This window comes from Klebsiella quasipneumoniae subsp. quasipneumoniae, assembly GCF_020525925.1.
Classification (GTDB): domain Bacteria; phylum Pseudomonadota; class Gammaproteobacteria; order Enterobacterales; family Enterobacteriaceae; genus Klebsiella; species Klebsiella quasipneumoniae.
Map to the genome: position 1 here is coordinate 435,269 of NZ_CP084876.1, position 15,206 is coordinate 450,474.

Consider the following 15,206-nt stretch of genomic DNA (forward strand, 5'->3'; position numbering starts at 1 on the left):
AAGGAGTGCTTTTTTTCATGTCCAGGTCGCTTTTAACCAACGAAACCAGCGAGCTTGACCTGCTGGATCAACGTCCCTTTGACCAGACCGATTTCGATATTCTTAAATCTTATGAAGCGGTGGTGGACGGGTTGGCGATGCTCATCGGTTCGCACTGTGAAATCGTGCTGCATTCTTTGCAGGATCTGAAATGCTCTGCCATCCGTATCGCCAATGGTGAACATACCGGCCGCCAAATCGGTTCACCGATTACCGATCTTGCGCTGCGCATGCTGCACGATATGACGGGCGCCGATAGCAGCGTTTCCAAATGCTACTTTACCCGCGCCAAAAGCGGCGTCCTGATGAAGTCGGTGACGATTGCCATCCGCAACCGCGATCACCGGGTGATTGGTCTGCTGTGCATCAATATGAATCTGGATGTGCCGTTTTCCCAGATCATGAGCACCTTTATTCCGCCAGAAACGCCCGAGGTTAACTCGCCGGTGAACTTTGCTTCCTCGGTTGACGATCTGGTCGCCCAGACTCTGGAATTCACCATCGAAGAGGTGAATGCCGATCGCAGCGTGTCCAACAATGCTAAAAACCGTCAAATCGTGCTGAATCTCTACGAGAAAGGGATCTTCGATATTAAAGACGCCATTAACCAGGTGGCCGATCGTCTGAACATCTCCAAGCACACCGTCTACCTCTATATTCGCCAGTTCAAAAGCGGCGATTTCCAGGGGCTGGATAAGTAATGCGTTTTGCCCTCACGGTGACCGGCCCTGCCTATGGCACGCAGCAGGCGAGCAGCGCCTGGCAATTTGCGCAGGCCGTGCTGCAGGAAGGCCATGAGCTGGCGTGCGTTTTTTTCTATCGCGAAGGCGTGCTTAACGCTAACCAGCTGACGGCGCCCGCCAGCGATGAGTTCGATCTGGTGCGCGGGTGGCAATCCCTCCACGATGAGCACGGCGTCGCGCTGCATATCTGCGTGGCGGCCGCCCTGCGTCGTGGCGTAACGGACGAGCGCGAAGCGCAACAGCTCGCTCTGCCTGGCCATAATCTGCAGCCGGGTTTTACGTTGAGCGGACTTGGCGCGCTGGCGGAAGCGGCGCTTACTTGCGATCGGATGGTACAGTTTTGATGAAACGTGTGGCTTTCGTTTTTTCCTCCGCGCCGCACGGCAGCGCCGCCGGCAGGGAAGGCCTCGACGCCTTATTAGCCACCTCCGCCCTCACCGACGAGATTGGCGTATTTTTCGTGGGCGACGGCGTGTTTCAGCTGTTGCCCGCCCAGCGGCCTGGCGCTGTGCTGGCCCGCGATTACATCGCCACTTTTAAACTGCTGTCGCTATATGATATCGACCAGTGCTGGCTGTGCGCCGAGTCGGCGCGAGAGCGCGGCCTGGACCCCGCGACACCGTGGGTGGTGGATGTCGAATGCCTGGCGCCGGATGCCCTGCGCGCCCGTCTGCATGAATTTGATGTGATTTTGCGTTTCTGAGGCCCCCATGCTCCATACGCTCAGTGTTTCTCCCTGGCATGCCGATATCGCAGCAATGCTTCGCTTGATGGAGCAGGGTGACGATCTGTTACTGCTGTCTGATGGCGTCGCGGCGGCTATCGCCGGCGGTCGCTTCCTTGAGATCCTGCAATCCGCCCCCATAACCCTTTACGTGCTGCAAGACGACGTTGACGCCCGCGGGCTAACTGGTCAAATTGCGGACAGTGTCGGCAGGGTTAGCTATACTGATTTCGTCAGACTCACAGTCAAACATGCCGGTCAGTTGGCCTGGTGATGGCGGGATCGTTGTATATTTCTTGACACCTTTTCGGCACCGCCCTAAAATTCTGCGTCCTCATAATATATGAGGCGATTTATTACGTGTTTACGAAGCAAAAGCTAAAACCAGGAGCTATTTAATGGCAACAATTAACCAGCTGGTACGCAAACCACGCGCGCGCAAAGTTGCAAAGAGCAACGTGCCAGCGCTGGAAGCCTGCCCGCAGAAACGTGGCGTATGTACTCGCGTATATACCACCACTCCTAAGAAACCGAACTCCGCACTGCGTAAAGTTTGCCGTGTGCGTCTGACTAACGGTTTCGAAGTCACCTCCTACATCGGTGGTGAAGGTCACAACCTGCAGGAGCACTCCGTGATCCTGATCCGTGGCGGTCGTGTTAAAGACCTTCCGGGTGTTCGTTACCACACCGTTCGTGGTGCGCTTGACTGCTCCGGCGTTAAAGACCGTAAGCAGGCTCGCTCCAAGTACGGCGTGAAGCGTCCTAAGGCTTAATGGTTCTCCGTTAAGTAAGGCCAAACTGATTTATCTTAATGTCATACTAAACTCTTAGAGTTTTGGACAATCCTGAATTAACAACGGAGTATTTCCATGCCACGTCGTCGCGTCATTGGTCAGCGTAAAATTCTGCCGGATCCGAAGTTCGGATCAGAACTGCTGGCTAAATTTGTCAATATCCTGATGGTAGATGGTAAAAAATCTACTGCAGAAACTATCGTATACAGCGCGCTGGAGACCCTGGCTCAGCGTTCTGGTAAATCTGAACTGGAAGCCTTCGAAGTTGCGCTCGAAAACGTGCGCCCGACTGTCGAAGTTAAGTCCCGCCGCGTAGGTGGTTCTACTTATCAGGTTCCAGTTGAAGTTCGTCCGGTCCGTCGTAATGCCCTGGCAATGCGTTGGATCGTTGAAGCTGCTCGTAAACGCGGTGATAAATCCATGGCTCTGCGCCTGGCGAACGAACTCACTGATGCTGCAGACAACAAAGGTACTGCAGTTAAGAAACGTGAAGACGTTCACCGTATGGCCGAAGCCAACAAGGCGTTCGCTCACTACCGTTGGTAATCCCTTCGGAGTCATAGTCACCAGGCGGGCGCTTCAGATGAGTCGCCCGCTCTGGATAACTTAACTGAACGCCTAAAGAAATAAACGAGGAATCAAATGGCTCGTACAACACCCATCGCACGCTACCGTAACATCGGTATCAGTGCGCACATCGACGCCGGTAAAACCACTACTACCGAACGTATTCTGTTCTACACCGGTGTAAACCACAAAATCGGTGAAGTTCATGACGGCGCCGCTACCATGGACTGGATGGAGCAGGAGCAGGAACGTGGTATCACCATCACTTCCGCTGCGACTACTGCATTCTGGTCTGGTATGGCTAAGCAGTATGAACCGCACCGTGTAAACATCATCGACACCCCGGGGCACGTTGACTTCACTATCGAAGTAGAACGTTCCATGCGTGTTCTTGATGGTGCGGTAATGGTTTACTGCGCAGTTGGTGGTGTTCAGCCGCAGTCTGAAACCGTATGGCGTCAGGCAAACAAATATAAAGTTCCGCGCATCGCGTTCGTTAACAAAATGGACCGCATGGGCGCTAACTTCCTGAAAGTTGTTGGTCAGATCAAAACCCGTCTGGGCGCGAACCCGGTTCCGCTGCAGCTGGCAATTGGTGCTGAAGAAGGTTTCACCGGCGTTGTTGACCTGGTGAAAATGAAAGCCATCAACTGGAACGATGCAGACCAGGGCGTAACCTTCGAATACGAAGATATCCCGGCTGACATGCAGGATCTGGCTGACGAATGGCACCAGAACCTGATCGAGTCCGCAGCTGAAGCTTCTGAAGAGCTGATGGAAAAATACCTGGGTGGTGAAGAACTGACTGAAGAAGAGATCAAAAAAGCTCTGCGTCAGCGCGTTCTGAACAACGAAATCATCCTGGTAACCTGTGGTTCTGCGTTCAAGAACAAAGGTGTTCAGGCGATGCTGGATGCGGTAATTGACTACCTGCCATCCCCTGTTGACGTTCCGGCGATCAACGGCATCCTGGACGACGGTAAAGATACTCCGGCTGAGCGTCACGCAAGCGACGACGAGCCGTTCTCTGCACTGGCGTTCAAAATCGCTACTGACCCGTTCGTGGGCAACCTGACCTTCTTCCGCGTGTACTCCGGTGTGGTTAACTCTGGTGATACCGTACTGAACTCCGTGAAAGCTGCACGTGAGCGTTTCGGTCGTATCGTACAGATGCACGCTAACAAACGTGAAGAGATCAAAGAAGTTCGCGCGGGCGACATCGCTGCTGCAATCGGTCTGAAAGACGTAACTACTGGTGACACCCTGTGTAACCCGGATGCGCCGATCATTCTGGAGCGTATGGAATTCCCTGAGCCGGTAATCTCCATCGCCGTTGAGCCGAAAACCAAAGCTGACCAGGAAAAAATGGGTCTGGCTCTGGGTCGTCTGGCTAAAGAAGACCCGTCTTTCCGCGTATGGACTGACGAAGAGTCTAACCAGACCATTATCGCCGGTATGGGTGAGCTGCACCTCGACATCATCGTTGACCGTATGAAGCGTGAATTCAACGTTGAAGCGAACGTCGGTAAACCTCAGGTTGCTTACCGTGAAGCAATTCGCGCGAAAGTTACCGATATCGAAGGTAAACACGCCAAGCAGTCTGGTGGTCGTGGTCAGTACGGTCACGTTGTGATCGACATGTACCCGCTGGAGCCGGGCTCTAACCCGAAAGGTTACGAGTTCATCAACGACATCAAAGGTGGTGTAATTCCTGGCGAATACATCCCGGCCGTTGATAAAGGCATCCAGGAACAGCTGAAAGCTGGTCCGCTGGCAGGTTACCCGGTAGTTGATATGGGTATCCGTCTGCACTTCGGTTCTTACCACGACGTTGACTCCTCTGAGCTGGCGTTTAAACTGGCTGCGTCTATTGCCTTTAAAGAAGGCTTTAAGAAAGCAAAACCAGTTCTGCTTGAGCCGATCATGAAGGTTGAAGTAGAAACTCCGGAAGAGAACACTGGTGACGTTATCGGTGACTTGAGCCGTCGTCGCGGTATGCTGCGCGGTCAGGAATCCGAAGTAACCGGCGTTAAGATCCACGCTGAAGTACCGCTGTCCGAAATGTTCGGTTATGCAACTCAGCTGCGTTCTCTGACCAAAGGTCGTGCATCATACACCATGGAATTCCTGAAGTATGATGATGCGCCGAACAACGTTGCTCAGGCCGTTATTGAAGCCCGTGGTAAATAATCCACAGGATTAAAACCTAAGTCCCGTGCTCTCTCCGAAGGGGAGAGCACTATAGTAAGGAATATAGCCGTGTCTAAAGAAAAATTTGAACGTACAAAACCGCACGTCAACGTTGGTACTATCGGCCACGTTGACCATGGTAAAACTACCCTGACTGCTGCCATCACTACCGTTCTGGCTAAAACCTACGGTGGTTCCGCTCGCGCATTCGACCAGATCGATAACGCGCCGGAAGAAAAAGCTCGTGGTATCACCATCAACACCTCTCACGTTGAATATGACACCCCGACTCGCCACTACGCGCACGTAGACTGCCCGGGCCACGCCGACTATGTTAAAAACATGATCACCGGTGCTGCGCAGATGGACGGCGCGATCCTGGTTGTTGCTGCGACTGACGGCCCGATGCCGCAGACTCGTGAGCACATCCTGCTGGGTCGTCAGGTAGGCGTTCCGTACATCATCGTGTTCCTGAACAAATGCGACATGGTTGATGACGAAGAGCTGCTGGAACTGGTTGAGATGGAAGTTCGTGAACTGCTGTCTCAGTACGATTTCCCGGGCGACGACACTCCGATCGTTCGTGGTTCTGCTCTGAAAGCGCTGGAAGGCGACGCAGAGTGGGAAGCGAAAATCATCGAACTGGCTGGCCACCTGGATACCTATATCCCGGAACCAGAGCGTGCGATTGACAAGCCTTTCCTGCTGCCGATCGAAGACGTATTCTCCATCTCCGGTCGTGGTACCGTTGTTACCGGTCGTGTAGAGCGCGGTATCATCAAAGTGGGTGAAGAAGTTGAAATCGTTGGTATCAAAGAAACCGCGAAAACCACCTGTACTGGCGTTGAAATGTTCCGCAAACTGCTGGACGAAGGCCGTGCTGGTGAGAACGTAGGTGTTCTGCTGCGTGGTATCAAACGTGAAGAAATCGAACGTGGTCAGGTACTGGCTAAGCCGGGCACCATCAACCCGCACACCAAGTTCGAATCTGAAGTGTACATTCTGTCCAAAGACGAAGGCGGCCGTCATACTCCGTTCTTCAAAGGCTACCGTCCGCAGTTCTACTTCCGTACTACTGACGTGACTGGCACCATCGAACTGCCGGAAGGCGTAGAGATGGTAATGCCGGGCGACAACATCAAAATGGTTGTTACCCTGATCCACCCGATCGCGATGGACGACGGTCTGCGTTTCGCAATCCGTGAAGGCGGCCGTACCGTTGGCGCGGGCGTTGTAGCTAAAGTTCTGGGCTAATTCGTTAGCTTTGAATAAAAAAGGGCGCTTCGGCGCCCTTTTTGCTGTCCGTCGTTCAGCGAAAAGGGCGGGGCTACTGGCGATTCATAACGTGCGCTGCGGCGGATAATGAGTAAATGGTCTATTGTAATCATAACTATTCTCATTTAATATTTGTGCATAAATTGAACGGGAGTTTATATGTACGTTTGTTTGTGCAATGGCGTCAGCGATAAAAAAATTCGCCAGGTTGTTCGCCAGTTTCAACCGCAATCTTTTCAGCAATTACGTAAGTTTGTTCCCGTTGGAAATCAATGCGGTAAGTGTGTTCGCGCGGCGCGGGAAGTTATGGAAGATGAATTAACCACCCTGCCGGAATTCAAAGAAATCGCCTGAAGTCCACGCTTCTCTTTTGACATCCCTATAGGCCGGACTACGCTTCAATGAGTGGAAGCGGAGGGACTATATAATGAAAGGTGATGTCAAAATCATAAGTTATCTCAATAAATTATTGGGAAATGAGCTGGTCGCAATTAATCAGTACTTTCTCCATGCGAGAATGTTCAAAAACTGGGGCCTGATGCGCCTCAACGATATTGAGTACCACGAATCCATCGACGAAATGAAGCACGCCGATAAATACATCGAGCGTATTCTTTTTCTCGAAGGTATCCCGAATCTGCAGGATCTCGGCAAACTTGGCATCGGTGAAGATGTGGAAGAGATGCTGCAGTCCGATTTAAGACTGGAGCTGGAGGGGGCGCAAAACCTGCGCGAGGCGATCGCCTATGCCGACAGCGTCCATGACTACGTCAGCCGCGATATGATGATTGAGATCCTGGCGGATGAAGAAGGCCATATCGACTGGCTGGAAACCGAACTCGATCTGATCGGCAAAATCGGTCTGCAAAATTACCTGCAGTCGCAGATCAAAGTGTCAGACTAGCCAGCGTCTGACACCCGCACCAGAAACCCGCGGCCGCCAGAAATGGCCCAAACGGCAGCGGGTTGTTCCCCCTCCATTTACTGCTCCCGCCGCACCTGGCGTACAAACCTGATACTGCCCACACCGTGCAGGCGAGCAGCGATGCCACCAGTAGCAGCTGCGGCAGCAATCGCCAGCCATGCCAGGCGCCGAGGGCGGCGAGATATTTGATATCCCCATACCCCAACCCCTCATAGCCGCGGATCCCGCGATATAGCCAGTAAAGCGCAGCCAAACAGAGATAGCCGGCTATCGCCCCCCAGACGGCATCATGAAGCTGGTGCGGCGCCAGACAAAGATAAAAAAGTAAACCACTCCACAGCAGGGGACAGGTATAACGGTCGGGCAGCAGGCCGTGACGCAGGTCCTGGTGGCATAAGGTTAAGGTCAATCCGCTATAGCACAGCAAGAAGGGGAGGGCGGCGAGCATGGTTAACCCCGCGATCATCAATGAACATCGTCTCACTATGCTTATTGTCCCCGTTCAGTGCAAAAGGCACTTCCCTGGAATGGATGGCGCCATCCGCGTTAATTTGCCGCGTTGTCACCCCGTACCGTTCGCTAGCGCGAAGGTGCGCAAATCCTGGTGATGATTTTCTAAACAGCACTTGCGTAGCGCCAGAATTTGCGTATAATGCGCGGGCCTGTCAAAGTTGACGGCCGGTTCAATATGAACCCTGGTAATCGCAGTTGGGTTATCAAACAATGTCCCCAATCGGGGGGCTATGTAAGAACGGTTACACTCTCCCATCAATCGTAATGGGTATGAGGAGTAATCATTTCGTCTATAAAATAATTGGAGCTCTGGTCTCATGCAGAACCAAAGAATCCGTATCCGCCTGAAAGCGTTTGATCATCGTCTGATCGATCAATCAACCGCGGAAATCGTCGAGACTGCTAAGCGCACTGGTGCGCAAGTCCGTGGTCCGATCCCGCTGCCGACCCGCAAAGAGCGCTTTACCGTTCTGATCTCCCCGCACGTCAACAAAGACGCGCGTGACCAGTACGAAATTCGCACTCACAAGCGTCTGGTTGACATCGTTGAGCCAACTGAAAAAACCGTTGATGCTCTGATGCGTCTGGATCTGGCTGCCGGTGTAGACGTGCAGATCAGCCTGGGTTAATCAGGTCATCGAGCGATTGAGAGGTTGAAACAATGATTGGTTTAGTCGGTAAAAAAGTGGGCATGACCCGCATCTTCACTGAAGATGGCGTTTCTATCCCAGTAACCGTAATCGAAGTTGAAGCAAACCGTGTTACTCAGGTTAAAGACCTGGCTAACGATGGCTACCGCGCAATCCAGGTTACCACCGGTGCTAAAAAAGCTAACCGTGTAACCAAGCCGGAAGCGGGTCACTTCGCTAAAGCTGGCGTTGAAGCTGGCCGTGGTCTGTGGGAATTCCGTCTGGCTGACGGCGAAGAATTCACCGTAGGTCAGAACATTAGCGTTGAACTGTTTGCTGACGTTAAAAAAGTTGACGTAACCGGTACCTCTAAAGGTAAAGGTTTTGCTGGTACCGTTAAGCGCTGGAACTTCCGTACCCAGGACGCTACTCACGGTAACTCCTTGTCCCACCGCGTTCCGGGTTCTATCGGTCAGAACCAGACTCCGGGCAAAGTGTTCAAAGGCAAGAAAATGGCAGGTCAGCTGGGTAATGAGCGTGTAACCGTTCAGAGCCTGGACGTAGTACGTGTTGACGCTGAGCGCAACCTGCTGCTGGTTAAAGGTGCTGTCCCGGGTGCGACCGGTAGCGACCTGATCGTTAAACCAGCTGTGAAGGCGTGAGGAGATAGCAATGGAATTAGTATTGAAAGACGCGCAGAGCGCGCTGACTGTTTCCGAAACTACCTTCGGTCGTGATTTCAACGAAGCGCTGGTTCACCAGGTTGTTGTTGCTTATGCAGCTGGTGCGCGTCAGGGCACTCGTGCTCAGAAGACTCGTGCTGAAATCACTGGCTCCGGTAAAAAACCGTGGCGCCAGAAAGGTACCGGCCGTGCGCGTTCTGGTTCTATCAAGAGCCCGATCTGGCGTTCCGGTGGCGTGACCTTTGCTGCTCGTCCGCAGGACCACAGTCAAAAAGTTAACAAGAAGATGTACCGCGGCGCGCTGAAAAGCATCCTGTCCGAACTGGTACGTCAGGATCGTCTGATCGTTGTCGAGAAGTTCTCTGTTGAAGCGCCGAAAACTAAGCTGCTGGCACAGAAACTGAAAGACATGGCTCTGGAAGATGTGCTGATCATCACCGGTGAGCTGGACGAGAACCTGTTCCTGGCCGCACGTAACCTGCACAAGGTTGACGTACGTGATGCGAACGGTATCGACCCGGTTAGCCTGATCGCCTTCGACAAAGTCGTAATGACTGCTGATGCTGTTAAGCAAGTTGAGGAGATGCTGGCATGATTCGTGAAGAACGTCTGCTGAAGGTGCTGCGCGCACCGCACGTTTCTGAAAAAGCGTCTACTGCGATGGAAAAAACAAACACCATCGTTCTCAAAGTTGCTAAAGACGCGACCAAAGCAGAAATCAAAGCTGCTGTGCAGAAACTGTTTGAAGTCGAAGTCGAAGTCGTTAACACCCTGGTTGTTAAAGGGAAAGTTAAACGTCACGGACAGCGTATCGGTCGTCGTAGCGACTGGAAAAAAGCTTACGTCACCCTGAAAGAAGGCCAGAATCTGGACTTCGTTGGCGGCGCTGAGTAAGTCGGAGGAGTAATACAATGGCAGTTGTTAAATGTAAACCGACATCTCCGGGTCGTCGCCACGTCGTTAAAGTGGTTAACCCAGAGCTGCACAAGGGCAAACCTTTTGCTCCGTTGCTGGAAAAAAACAGCAAATCCGGTGGTCGTAACAACAATGGCCGTATCACCACCCGTCATATCGGTGGTGGCCACAAGCAGGCTTACCGTATTGTTGACTTCAAACGCAACAAAGATGGTATCCCGGCAGTTGTTGAACGTCTTGAGTACGATCCGAACCGCTCCGCGAACATCGCGCTGGTTCTGTACAAAGACGGCGAGCGCCGTTACATCCTGGCCCCGAAAGGCCTGAAAGCTGGCGACCAGATTCAGTCTGGCGTTGATGCTGCAATCAAAGCAGGCAACACCCTGCCGATGCGCAATATCCCGGTTGGTTCTACCGTTCATAACGTAGAAATGAAACCAGGTAAAGGCGGTCAGCTGGCTCGTTCCGCTGGTACTTACGTTCAGATCGTTGCTCGCGACGGTGCTTATGTCACCCTGCGTCTGCGTTCTGGTGAAATGCGTAAAGTCGAAGCAGACTGCCGCGCTACTCTGGGCGAAGTTGGCAATGCTGAGCATATGCTGCGCGTTCTGGGTAAAGCAGGTGCTGCACGCTGGCGTGGTGTTCGTCCTACCGTTCGCGGTACTGCGATGAACCCAGTAGACCACCCACATGGTGGTGGTGAAGGTCGTAACTTTGGTAAGCACCCGGTATCCCCGTGGGGCCTGCAGACCAAAGGTAAGAAGACCCGCAGCAACAAGCGTACTGATAAATTCATCGTACGTCGCCGTAGCAAATAATTTTAGAGGATAAGCCATGCCACGTTCTCTCAAGAAAGGTCCTTTTATTGACCTGCACTTGCTGAAGAAGGTAGAGAAAGCGGTGGAAAGCGGAGACAAGAAGCCCCTGCGCACTTGGTCCCGTCGTTCAACGATCTTTCCTAACATGATCGGTTTGACCATCGCTGTCCATAATGGTCGTCAGCACGTTCCAGTATTTGTTTCCGACGAAATGGTCGGTCACAAACTGGGTGAATTCGCACCGACTCGTACTTATCGCGGCCACGCTGCTGATAAAAAAGCGAAGAAGAAATAAGGTAGGAGGAAGAGATGGAAACTTTAGCTCAACATCGCCATGCTCGTTCTTCTGCTCAGAAGGTTCGCCTTGTAGCTGACCTGATTCGCGGTAAGAAAGTGTCGCAGGCCCTGGATATTCTGACCTACACCAACAAAAAAGCTGCTGTACTGGTCAAGAAGGTACTGGAATCTGCCATTGCTAACGCTGAACACAACGATGGCGCTGACATTGATGATCTGAAAGTTGCGAAAATTTTCGTAGACGAAGGCCCGAGCATGAAGCGCATTATGCCGCGTGCTAAAGGTCGTGCAGATCGCATCCTGAAGCGCACCAGCCACATCACTGTGGTTGTGTCCGATCGCTGAGACTCTGGAGACTAGCAATGGGTCAGAAAGTACATCCTAATGGTATTCGCCTGGGTATTGTCAAACCATGGAACTCTACCTGGTTCGCGAACACCAAAGAATTCGCTGACAACCTGGACAGCGATTTTAAAGTACGTCAGTTCCTGACTAAAGAACTGGCTAAAGCGTCTGTATCTCGCATCGTTATCGAGCGTCCGGCTAAGAGCATCCGTGTGACCATTCACACCGCTCGCCCGGGTATCGTTATCGGTAAGAAAGGCGAAGACGTAGAAAAACTGCGCAAGGTCGTAGCGGATATCGCTGGCGTACCTGCACAGATCAATATCGCCGAAGTTCGTAAACCTGAACTGGACGCAAAACTGGTTGCTGACAGCATCACTTCTCAGCTGGAACGTCGCGTTATGTTCCGTCGTGCGATGAAGCGTGCTGTACAGAACGCAATGCGTCTGGGCGCTAAAGGTATCAAAGTTGAAGTTAGCGGCCGTCTGGGCGGCGCGGAAATCGCACGTACCGAATGGTACCGTGAAGGTCGCGTACCGCTGCACACTCTGCGTGCTGACATCGACTACAACACCTCTGAAGCGCACACCACTTACGGTGTAATCGGCGTTAAGGTATGGATCTTCAAAGGTGAGATCCTGGGTGGTATGGCTGCTGTTGAACAACCGGAACCGGCTGCTCAACCTAAAAAGCAGCAGCGTAAAGGCCGTAAATAAGGAGCGTCGCTGATGTTACAACCAAAGCGTACAAAATTCCGTAAAGTGCACAAAGGCCGCAACCGTGGTCTGGCGCAGGGTACGGATGTTAGCTTCGGCACTTTCGGTCTGAAAGCTGTTGGCCGTGGTCGTCTGACTGCACGTCAGATCGAAGCAGCACGTCGTGCTATGACCCGTGCAGTTAAGCGTCAAGGTAAGATCTGGATCCGTGTATTCCCGGACAAACCGATCACCGAGAAGCCGCTGGAAGTTCGTATGGGTAAAGGTAAAGGTAACGTGGAGTACTGGGTTGCCTTGATTCAGCCGGGTAAAGTCCTGTATGAAATGGACGGTGTACCGGAAGAGCTGGCCCGTGAAGCATTCGGCCTGGCAGCAGCGAAACTGCCGATCAAAACCACCTTTGTAACTAAGACGGTGATGTAATGAAAGCAAAAGAGCTGCGTGAAAAAAGCGTTGAAGAGCTGAACGCTGAGCTGCTGAACCTGCTGCGTGAGCAGTTCAACCTGCGCATGCAGGCTGCAAGTGGCCAGCTGCAACAGACTCATCTGCTGAAGCAAGTGCGTCGTGATGTTGCACGCGTTAAGACTTTACTGACTCAGAAGGCGGGTGCGTAATGACCGATAAAATCCGTACTCTGCAAGGTCGCGTAGTTAGCGACAAAATGGAGAAATCCATTGTTGTTGCTATCGAACGTATGGTGAAACACCCGGTTTACGGCAAATTCATCAAACGTACGACCAAACTGCACGTACATGACGAGAACAACGAATGCGGTATCGGCGACAAGGTTGAAATCCGCGAATGCCGTCCGCTGTCCAAGACTAAGTCCTGGACGCTGGTTCGCGTTGTAGAGAAAGCGGTTCTGTAATAGAGTACGCATTCTCGATACGGATAAACGGCTCAGCGATGAGCCGTTTATTTTTTCTACCCATATCTGGTTTGTGGTGTTATAATGCCGCGCCCTCGATATGGGGCTTTTTAACGACCCTAATTTTCGGGTCTCAGTAGTAGTTGACATTAGCGGAGCACTAAAATGATCCAAGAACAGACTATGCTGAACGTCGCCGACAACTCCGGTGCACGTCGCGTAATGTGTATCAAGGTTCTGGGTGGCTCGCACCGTCGCTACGCAGGCGTAGGCGACATCATCAAGATCACCATCAAAGAAGCAATTCCGCGTGGTAAGGTCAAAAAAGGTGATGTGCTGAAGGCGGTAGTGGTGCGCACCAAGAAGGGTGTTCGTCGCCCGGACGGTTCTGTCATTCGCTTCGATGGTAATGCATGCGTTATTCTGAACAATAACAGCGAGCAGCCTATCGGTACGCGTATTTTTGGGCCGGTAACTCGTGAACTTCGTACCGAGAAGTTCATGAAAATTATCTCTCTGGCACCAGAAGTACTCTAAGGAGCGAATCATGGCAGCGAAAATCCGTCGTGATGACGAAGTTATCGTGTTAACCGGTAAAGATAAAGGTAAGCGCGGTAAAGTTAAGAATGTCCTGTCTTCCGGCAAGGTCATTGTTGAAGGTATCAACCTGGTTAAGAAACACCAGAAGCCGGTTCCGGCTCTGAACCAACCAGGCGGCATCGTTGAAAAAGAAGCTGCAATTCAGGTTTCTAACGTTGCAATCTTCAATGCGGCAACCGGCAAGGCTGACCGTGTAGGCTTTAGATTCGAAGACGGCAAAAAAGTCCGTTTCTTCAAGTCTAACAGCGAAACTATCAAGTAATTTGGAGTAGTACGATGGCGAAACTGCATGATTACTACAAAGACGAAGTAGTTAAGAAACTCATGACTGAGTTTAACTACAATTCTGTCATGCAAGTCCCTCGGGTCGAGAAGATCACCCTGAACATGGGTGTTGGTGAAGCGATCGCTGACAAGAAACTGCTGGATAACGCAGCAGCTGACCTGGCAGCAATCTCCGGTCAAAAACCGCTGATCACCAAAGCACGCAAATCAGTTGCAGGCTTCAAAATCCGTCAGGGCTATCCGATCGGCTGTAAAGTAACTCTGCGTGGCGAACGCATGTGGGAGTTCTTTGAGCGCCTGATCACTATTGCTGTACCGCGTATTCGTGACTTCCGCGGCCTGTCCGCTAAGTCTTTCGACGGTCGTGGCAACTACAGCATGGGTGTCCGTGAGCAGATCATCTTCCCAGAAATCGACTACGATAAAGTCGACCGCGTTCGTGGTTTGGATATTACCATTACCACTACTGCGAAATCTGACGAAGAAGGCCGTGCTCTGCTGGCTGCCTTTGACTTCCCGTTCCGCAAGTAAGGTAGGGTTACTTAATGGCTAAGCAATCAATGAAAGCACGCGAAGTAAAGCGCGTGGCTTTAGCTGATAAATTCTTCGCTAAACGCGCTGAACTGAAAGCTATCATCTCTGATGTGAACGCAACCGACGAAGATCGTTGGAATGCCGTTCTCAAGCTGCAGACTCTGCCGCGTGATTCCAGCCCGTCTCGTCAGCGTAACCGCTGCCGTCAAACAGGTCGTCCGCATGGTTTCCTGCGGAAGTTCGGGTTGAGCCGTATTAAGGTCCGTGAAGCCGCTATGCGCGGTGAAATCCCGGGTCTGAAAAAGGCTAGCTGGTAATTGTCACCAATTGAATCACGGGAGTAAAGACAGATGAGCATGCAAGATCCGATCGCGGATATGCTGACCCGTATCCGTAACGGTCAGGCCGCGAACAAAGCTGCGGTCACCATGCCTTCCTCCAAGCTGAAAGTGGCAATCGCCAACGTGCTGAAGGAAGAAGGTTTTATCGAAGATTTTAAAGTTGAAGGCGACACCAAGCCGGAACTGGAACTGACTCTTAAGTATTTCCAGGGTAAAGCTGTTGTAGAAAGCATTCAGCGTGTCAGCCGCCCAGGTCTGCGCATCTATAAGAAAAAAGATGAGCTGCCGAAAGTTATGGCCGGTCTGGGTATCGCAGTTGTTTCTACCTCTAAAGGTGTTATGACTGATCGTGCAGCGCGCCAGGCTGGTCTTGGTGGCGAAATTATCTGCTACGTAGCCTAATCG

Annotated in this window: 27 protein-coding genes; 26 read left to right on the forward strand and 1 reads right to left on the reverse strand. The window is 52.1% G+C overall.

Going from position 1 to position 15,206, the window contains the following annotated elements:
* Nucleotides 1–17: 17 nt before the first annotated feature.
* The 10 genes from LGM20_RS02005 (at nt 18) to bfr (ending at nt 7,236) form a co-directional block, all read left to right on the forward strand.
* Nucleotides 18–740 carry a helix-turn-helix transcriptional regulator gene (locus tag LGM20_RS02005; RefSeq protein ID WP_002920130.1) on the forward strand — a complete coding sequence of 241 codons (723 nt, stop codon included), beginning with the start codon at nt 18–20 and terminating at the stop codon, nt 738–740.
* Entirely contained in the window at nt 740–1,126 is a 387-nt protein-coding gene (gene tusD, locus LGM20_RS02010; protein WP_002920128.1) for a sulfurtransferase complex subunit TusD, read from the forward strand. Before LGM20_RS02005 ends, tusD begins: the two co-directional genes overlap by 1 nt.
* A complete protein-coding gene (tusC, locus tag LGM20_RS02015) occupies nt 1,126–1,485 on the forward strand; it encodes a sulfurtransferase complex subunit TusC (RefSeq protein ID WP_032454214.1) in 360 nt (119 codons plus the stop codon). Before tusD ends, tusC begins: the two co-directional genes overlap by 1 nt.
* Before the next feature lie 7 nt (nt 1,486–1,492).
* Nucleotides 1,493–1,780: a sulfurtransferase complex subunit TusB gene (gene tusB, locus LGM20_RS02020; RefSeq protein WP_004202221.1), complete on the forward strand. Its 288-nt coding sequence runs from the start codon at nt 1,493–1,495 to the stop codon at nt 1,778–1,780.
* A 124-nt stretch (nt 1,781–1,904) separates the two neighbouring features.
* Nucleotides 1,905–2,279, forward strand: coding sequence for a 30S ribosomal protein S12 (gene rpsL / locus LGM20_RS02025; RefSeq protein ID WP_002920115.1), 375 nt, complete (start codon nt 1,905–1,907; stop codon nt 2,277–2,279).
* Between the two features lie 96 nt (nt 2,280–2,375).
* The gene (gene rpsG / locus LGM20_RS02030) at nt 2,376–2,846 is read left to right on the forward strand and encodes a 30S ribosomal protein S7 (protein WP_002920113.1); all 471 of its coding nucleotides are present in this window, start codon (nt 2,376–2,378) and stop codon (nt 2,844–2,846) included.
* Between the two features lie 96 nt (nt 2,847–2,942).
* Entirely contained in the window at nt 2,943–5,057 is a 2,115-nt protein-coding gene (gene fusA, locus LGM20_RS02035) for an elongation factor G (protein ID WP_023291175.1), read from the forward strand.
* 69 nt (nt 5,058–5,126) lie between these two features.
* Nucleotides 5,127–6,311 (forward strand): elongation factor Tu, encoded by a 1,185-nt coding sequence (gene tuf / locus LGM20_RS02040; RefSeq protein WP_004174069.1) that lies wholly within the window; start codon nt 5,127–5,129, stop codon nt 6,309–6,311.
* 180 nt (nt 6,312–6,491) lie between these two features.
* Nucleotides 6,492–6,686 (forward strand): bacterioferritin-associated ferredoxin, encoded by a 195-nt coding sequence (gene bfd / locus LGM20_RS02045; protein WP_044524940.1) that lies wholly within the window; start codon nt 6,492–6,494, stop codon nt 6,684–6,686.
* Nucleotides 6,687–6,759: 73 nt separating this feature from the next.
* Nucleotides 6,760–7,236 carry a bacterioferritin gene (bfr, locus tag LGM20_RS02050; RefSeq protein ID WP_004206792.1) on the forward strand — a complete coding sequence of 159 codons (477 nt, stop codon included), beginning with the start codon at nt 6,760–6,762 and terminating at the stop codon, nt 7,234–7,236.
* On the opposite strand, the gene LGM20_RS02055 is transcribed toward bfr, so the two are convergent.
* Nucleotides 7,220–7,705, reverse strand: coding sequence for a prepilin peptidase (locus tag LGM20_RS02055; RefSeq protein ID WP_044524946.1), 486 nt, complete (start codon nt 7,703–7,705; stop codon nt 7,220–7,222). The two genes, bfr and LGM20_RS02055, sit on opposite strands and share 17 nt — an antisense overlap.
* A gap of 382 nt (nt 7,706–8,087) precedes the next feature.
* Here LGM20_RS02055 and rpsJ point away from each other — a divergent pair, with 382 nt between their 5' ends.
* The 16 genes from rpsJ to rpsH all read left to right on the forward strand — a co-directional run bounded on the left by rpsJ (nt 8,088) and on the right by rpsH (nt 15,203).
* Nucleotides 8,088–8,399 carry a 30S ribosomal protein S10 gene (rpsJ, locus tag LGM20_RS02060; RefSeq protein ID WP_001181005.1) on the forward strand — a complete coding sequence of 104 codons (312 nt, stop codon included), beginning with the start codon at nt 8,088–8,090 and terminating at the stop codon, nt 8,397–8,399.
* 32 nt (nt 8,400–8,431) lie between these two features.
* On the forward strand, nt 8,432–9,061 hold the full coding sequence (rplC, locus tag LGM20_RS02065; protein WP_002919796.1) for a 50S ribosomal protein L3: 630 nt from the start codon (nt 8,432–8,434) through the stop codon (nt 9,059–9,061).
* Nucleotides 9,062–9,071: 10 nt separating this feature from the next.
* Nucleotides 9,072–9,677: a 50S ribosomal protein L4 gene (gene rplD / locus LGM20_RS02070; RefSeq protein WP_002919794.1), complete on the forward strand. Its 606-nt coding sequence runs from the start codon at nt 9,072–9,074 to the stop codon at nt 9,675–9,677.
* Complete coding sequence (rplW, locus tag LGM20_RS02075) at nt 9,674–9,976, forward strand: 50S ribosomal protein L23 (RefSeq protein WP_000617546.1); 303 nt, start codon at nt 9,674–9,676, stop codon at nt 9,974–9,976. Before rplD ends, rplW begins: the two co-directional genes overlap by 4 nt.
* A gap of 17 nt (nt 9,977–9,993) precedes the next feature.
* Complete coding sequence (gene rplB, locus LGM20_RS02080; RefSeq protein WP_002919786.1) at nt 9,994–10,815, forward strand: 50S ribosomal protein L2; 822 nt, start codon at nt 9,994–9,996, stop codon at nt 10,813–10,815.
* Nucleotides 10,816–10,831: 16 nt separating this feature from the next.
* On the forward strand, nt 10,832–11,110 hold the full coding sequence (gene rpsS, locus LGM20_RS02085; RefSeq protein ID WP_001138115.1) for a 30S ribosomal protein S19: 279 nt from the start codon (nt 10,832–10,834) through the stop codon (nt 11,108–11,110).
* A gap of 14 nt (nt 11,111–11,124) precedes the next feature.
* Nucleotides 11,125–11,457 (forward strand): 50S ribosomal protein L22, encoded by a 333-nt coding sequence (gene rplV, locus LGM20_RS02090; protein ID WP_002919773.1) that lies wholly within the window; start codon nt 11,125–11,127, stop codon nt 11,455–11,457.
* Between the two features lie 17 nt (nt 11,458–11,474).
* Nucleotides 11,475–12,173, forward strand: coding sequence for a 30S ribosomal protein S3 (gene rpsC / locus LGM20_RS02095; protein WP_002919766.1), 699 nt, complete (start codon nt 11,475–11,477; stop codon nt 12,171–12,173).
* Between the two features lie 12 nt (nt 12,174–12,185).
* Nucleotides 12,186–12,596, forward strand: a complete 411-nt coding sequence (rplP, locus tag LGM20_RS02100; protein WP_002919759.1) for a 50S ribosomal protein L16 — start codon at nt 12,186–12,188, stop codon at nt 12,594–12,596.
* On the forward strand, nt 12,596–12,787 hold the full coding sequence (gene rpmC, locus LGM20_RS02105; RefSeq protein WP_002919754.1) for a 50S ribosomal protein L29: 192 nt from the start codon (nt 12,596–12,598) through the stop codon (nt 12,785–12,787). Before rplP ends, rpmC begins: the two co-directional genes overlap by 1 nt.
* On the forward strand, nt 12,787–13,041 hold the full coding sequence (gene rpsQ / locus LGM20_RS02110) for a 30S ribosomal protein S17 (protein WP_002919751.1): 255 nt from the start codon (nt 12,787–12,789) through the stop codon (nt 13,039–13,041). Before rpmC ends, rpsQ begins: the two co-directional genes overlap by 1 nt.
* 165 nt (nt 13,042–13,206) lie before the next feature.
* Nucleotides 13,207–13,578 (forward strand): 50S ribosomal protein L14, encoded by a 372-nt coding sequence (gene rplN, locus LGM20_RS02115; protein WP_002919748.1) that lies wholly within the window; start codon nt 13,207–13,209, stop codon nt 13,576–13,578.
* Nucleotides 13,579–13,588: 10 nt separating this feature from the next.
* Nucleotides 13,589–13,903: a 50S ribosomal protein L24 gene (gene rplX, locus LGM20_RS02120; RefSeq protein WP_000729185.1), complete on the forward strand. Its 315-nt coding sequence runs from the start codon at nt 13,589–13,591 to the stop codon at nt 13,901–13,903.
* 14 nt (nt 13,904–13,917) lie between these two features.
* Nucleotides 13,918–14,457 (forward strand): 50S ribosomal protein L5, encoded by a 540-nt coding sequence (rplE, locus tag LGM20_RS02125; RefSeq protein ID WP_001096200.1) that lies wholly within the window; start codon nt 13,918–13,920, stop codon nt 14,455–14,457.
* A gap of 14 nt (nt 14,458–14,471) precedes the next feature.
* On the forward strand, nt 14,472–14,777 hold the full coding sequence (gene rpsN / locus LGM20_RS02130; RefSeq protein WP_002919667.1) for a 30S ribosomal protein S14: 306 nt from the start codon (nt 14,472–14,474) through the stop codon (nt 14,775–14,777).
* Between the two features lie 33 nt (nt 14,778–14,810).
* Nucleotides 14,811–15,203 (forward strand): 30S ribosomal protein S8, encoded by a 393-nt coding sequence (rpsH, locus tag LGM20_RS02135; protein WP_002919665.1) that lies wholly within the window; start codon nt 14,811–14,813, stop codon nt 15,201–15,203.
* Nucleotides 15,204–15,206: the final 3 nt, after the last annotated feature.

Bases quoted from the DNA above. Each gene is read 5' to 3' on its own strand.
- LGM20_RS02055 (WP_044524946.1), bottom strand. From the start codon at position 7,705: ATGCTCGCCGCCCTCCCCTTCTTGCTGTGCTATAGCGGATTGACCTTA.
- rplP (WP_002919759.1), top strand. From the start codon at position 12,186: ATGTTACAACCAAAGCGTACAAAATTCCGTAAAGTGCACAAAGGCCGC.
- rpsL (WP_002920115.1), top strand. From the start codon at position 1,905: ATGGCAACAATTAACCAGCTGGTACGCAAACCACGCGCGCGCAAAGTT.
- rpsJ (WP_001181005.1), top strand. From the start codon at position 8,088: ATGCAGAACCAAAGAATCCGTATCCGCCTGAAAGCGTTTGATCATCGT.
- rplD (WP_002919794.1), top strand. From the start codon at position 9,072: ATGGAATTAGTATTGAAAGACGCGCAGAGCGCGCTGACTGTTTCCGAA.
- rplV (WP_002919773.1), top strand. From the start codon at position 11,125: ATGGAAACTTTAGCTCAACATCGCCATGCTCGTTCTTCTGCTCAGAAG.
- rplC (WP_002919796.1), top strand. From the start codon at position 8,432: ATGATTGGTTTAGTCGGTAAAAAAGTGGGCATGACCCGCATCTTCACT.
- rplN (WP_002919748.1), top strand. From the start codon at position 13,207: ATGATCCAAGAACAGACTATGCTGAACGTCGCCGACAACTCCGGTGCA.
- rplE (WP_001096200.1), top strand. From the start codon at position 13,918: ATGGCGAAACTGCATGATTACTACAAAGACGAAGTAGTTAAGAAACTC.
- rplB (WP_002919786.1), top strand. From the start codon at position 9,994: ATGGCAGTTGTTAAATGTAAACCGACATCTCCGGGTCGTCGCCACGTC.
- rpsS (WP_001138115.1), top strand. From the start codon at position 10,832: ATGCCACGTTCTCTCAAGAAAGGTCCTTTTATTGACCTGCACTTGCTG.
- rpmC (WP_002919754.1), top strand. From the start codon at position 12,596: ATGAAAGCAAAAGAGCTGCGTGAAAAAAGCGTTGAAGAGCTGAACGCT.
- tusB (WP_004202221.1), top strand. From the start codon at position 1,493: ATGCTCCATACGCTCAGTGTTTCTCCCTGGCATGCCGATATCGCAGCA.
- tusD (WP_002920128.1), top strand. From the start codon at position 740: ATGCGTTTTGCCCTCACGGTGACCGGCCCTGCCTATGGCACGCAGCAG.
- rpsH (WP_002919665.1), top strand. From the start codon at position 14,811: ATGAGCATGCAAGATCCGATCGCGGATATGCTGACCCGTATCCGTAAC.
- rpsC (WP_002919766.1), top strand. From the start codon at position 11,475: ATGGGTCAGAAAGTACATCCTAATGGTATTCGCCTGGGTATTGTCAAA.
- fusA (WP_023291175.1), top strand. From the start codon at position 2,943: ATGGCTCGTACAACACCCATCGCACGCTACCGTAACATCGGTATCAGT.
- rpsG (WP_002920113.1), top strand. From the start codon at position 2,376: ATGCCACGTCGTCGCGTCATTGGTCAGCGTAAAATTCTGCCGGATCCG.
- tusC (WP_032454214.1), top strand. From the start codon at position 1,126: ATGAAACGTGTGGCTTTCGTTTTTTCCTCCGCGCCGCACGGCAGCGCC.
- rplW (WP_000617546.1), top strand. From the start codon at position 9,674: ATGATTCGTGAAGAACGTCTGCTGAAGGTGCTGCGCGCACCGCACGTT.
- rplX (WP_000729185.1), top strand. From the start codon at position 13,589: ATGGCAGCGAAAATCCGTCGTGATGACGAAGTTATCGTGTTAACCGGT.
- rpsQ (WP_002919751.1), top strand. From the start codon at position 12,787: ATGACCGATAAAATCCGTACTCTGCAAGGTCGCGTAGTTAGCGACAAA.
- rpsN (WP_002919667.1), top strand. From the start codon at position 14,472: ATGGCTAAGCAATCAATGAAAGCACGCGAAGTAAAGCGCGTGGCTTTA.
- LGM20_RS02005 (WP_002920130.1), top strand. From the start codon at position 18: ATGTCCAGGTCGCTTTTAACCAACGAAACCAGCGAGCTTGACCTGCTG.
- bfd (WP_044524940.1), top strand. From the start codon at position 6,492: ATGTACGTTTGTTTGTGCAATGGCGTCAGCGATAAAAAAATTCGCCAG.
- bfr (WP_004206792.1), top strand. From the start codon at position 6,760: ATGAAAGGTGATGTCAAAATCATAAGTTATCTCAATAAATTATTGGGA.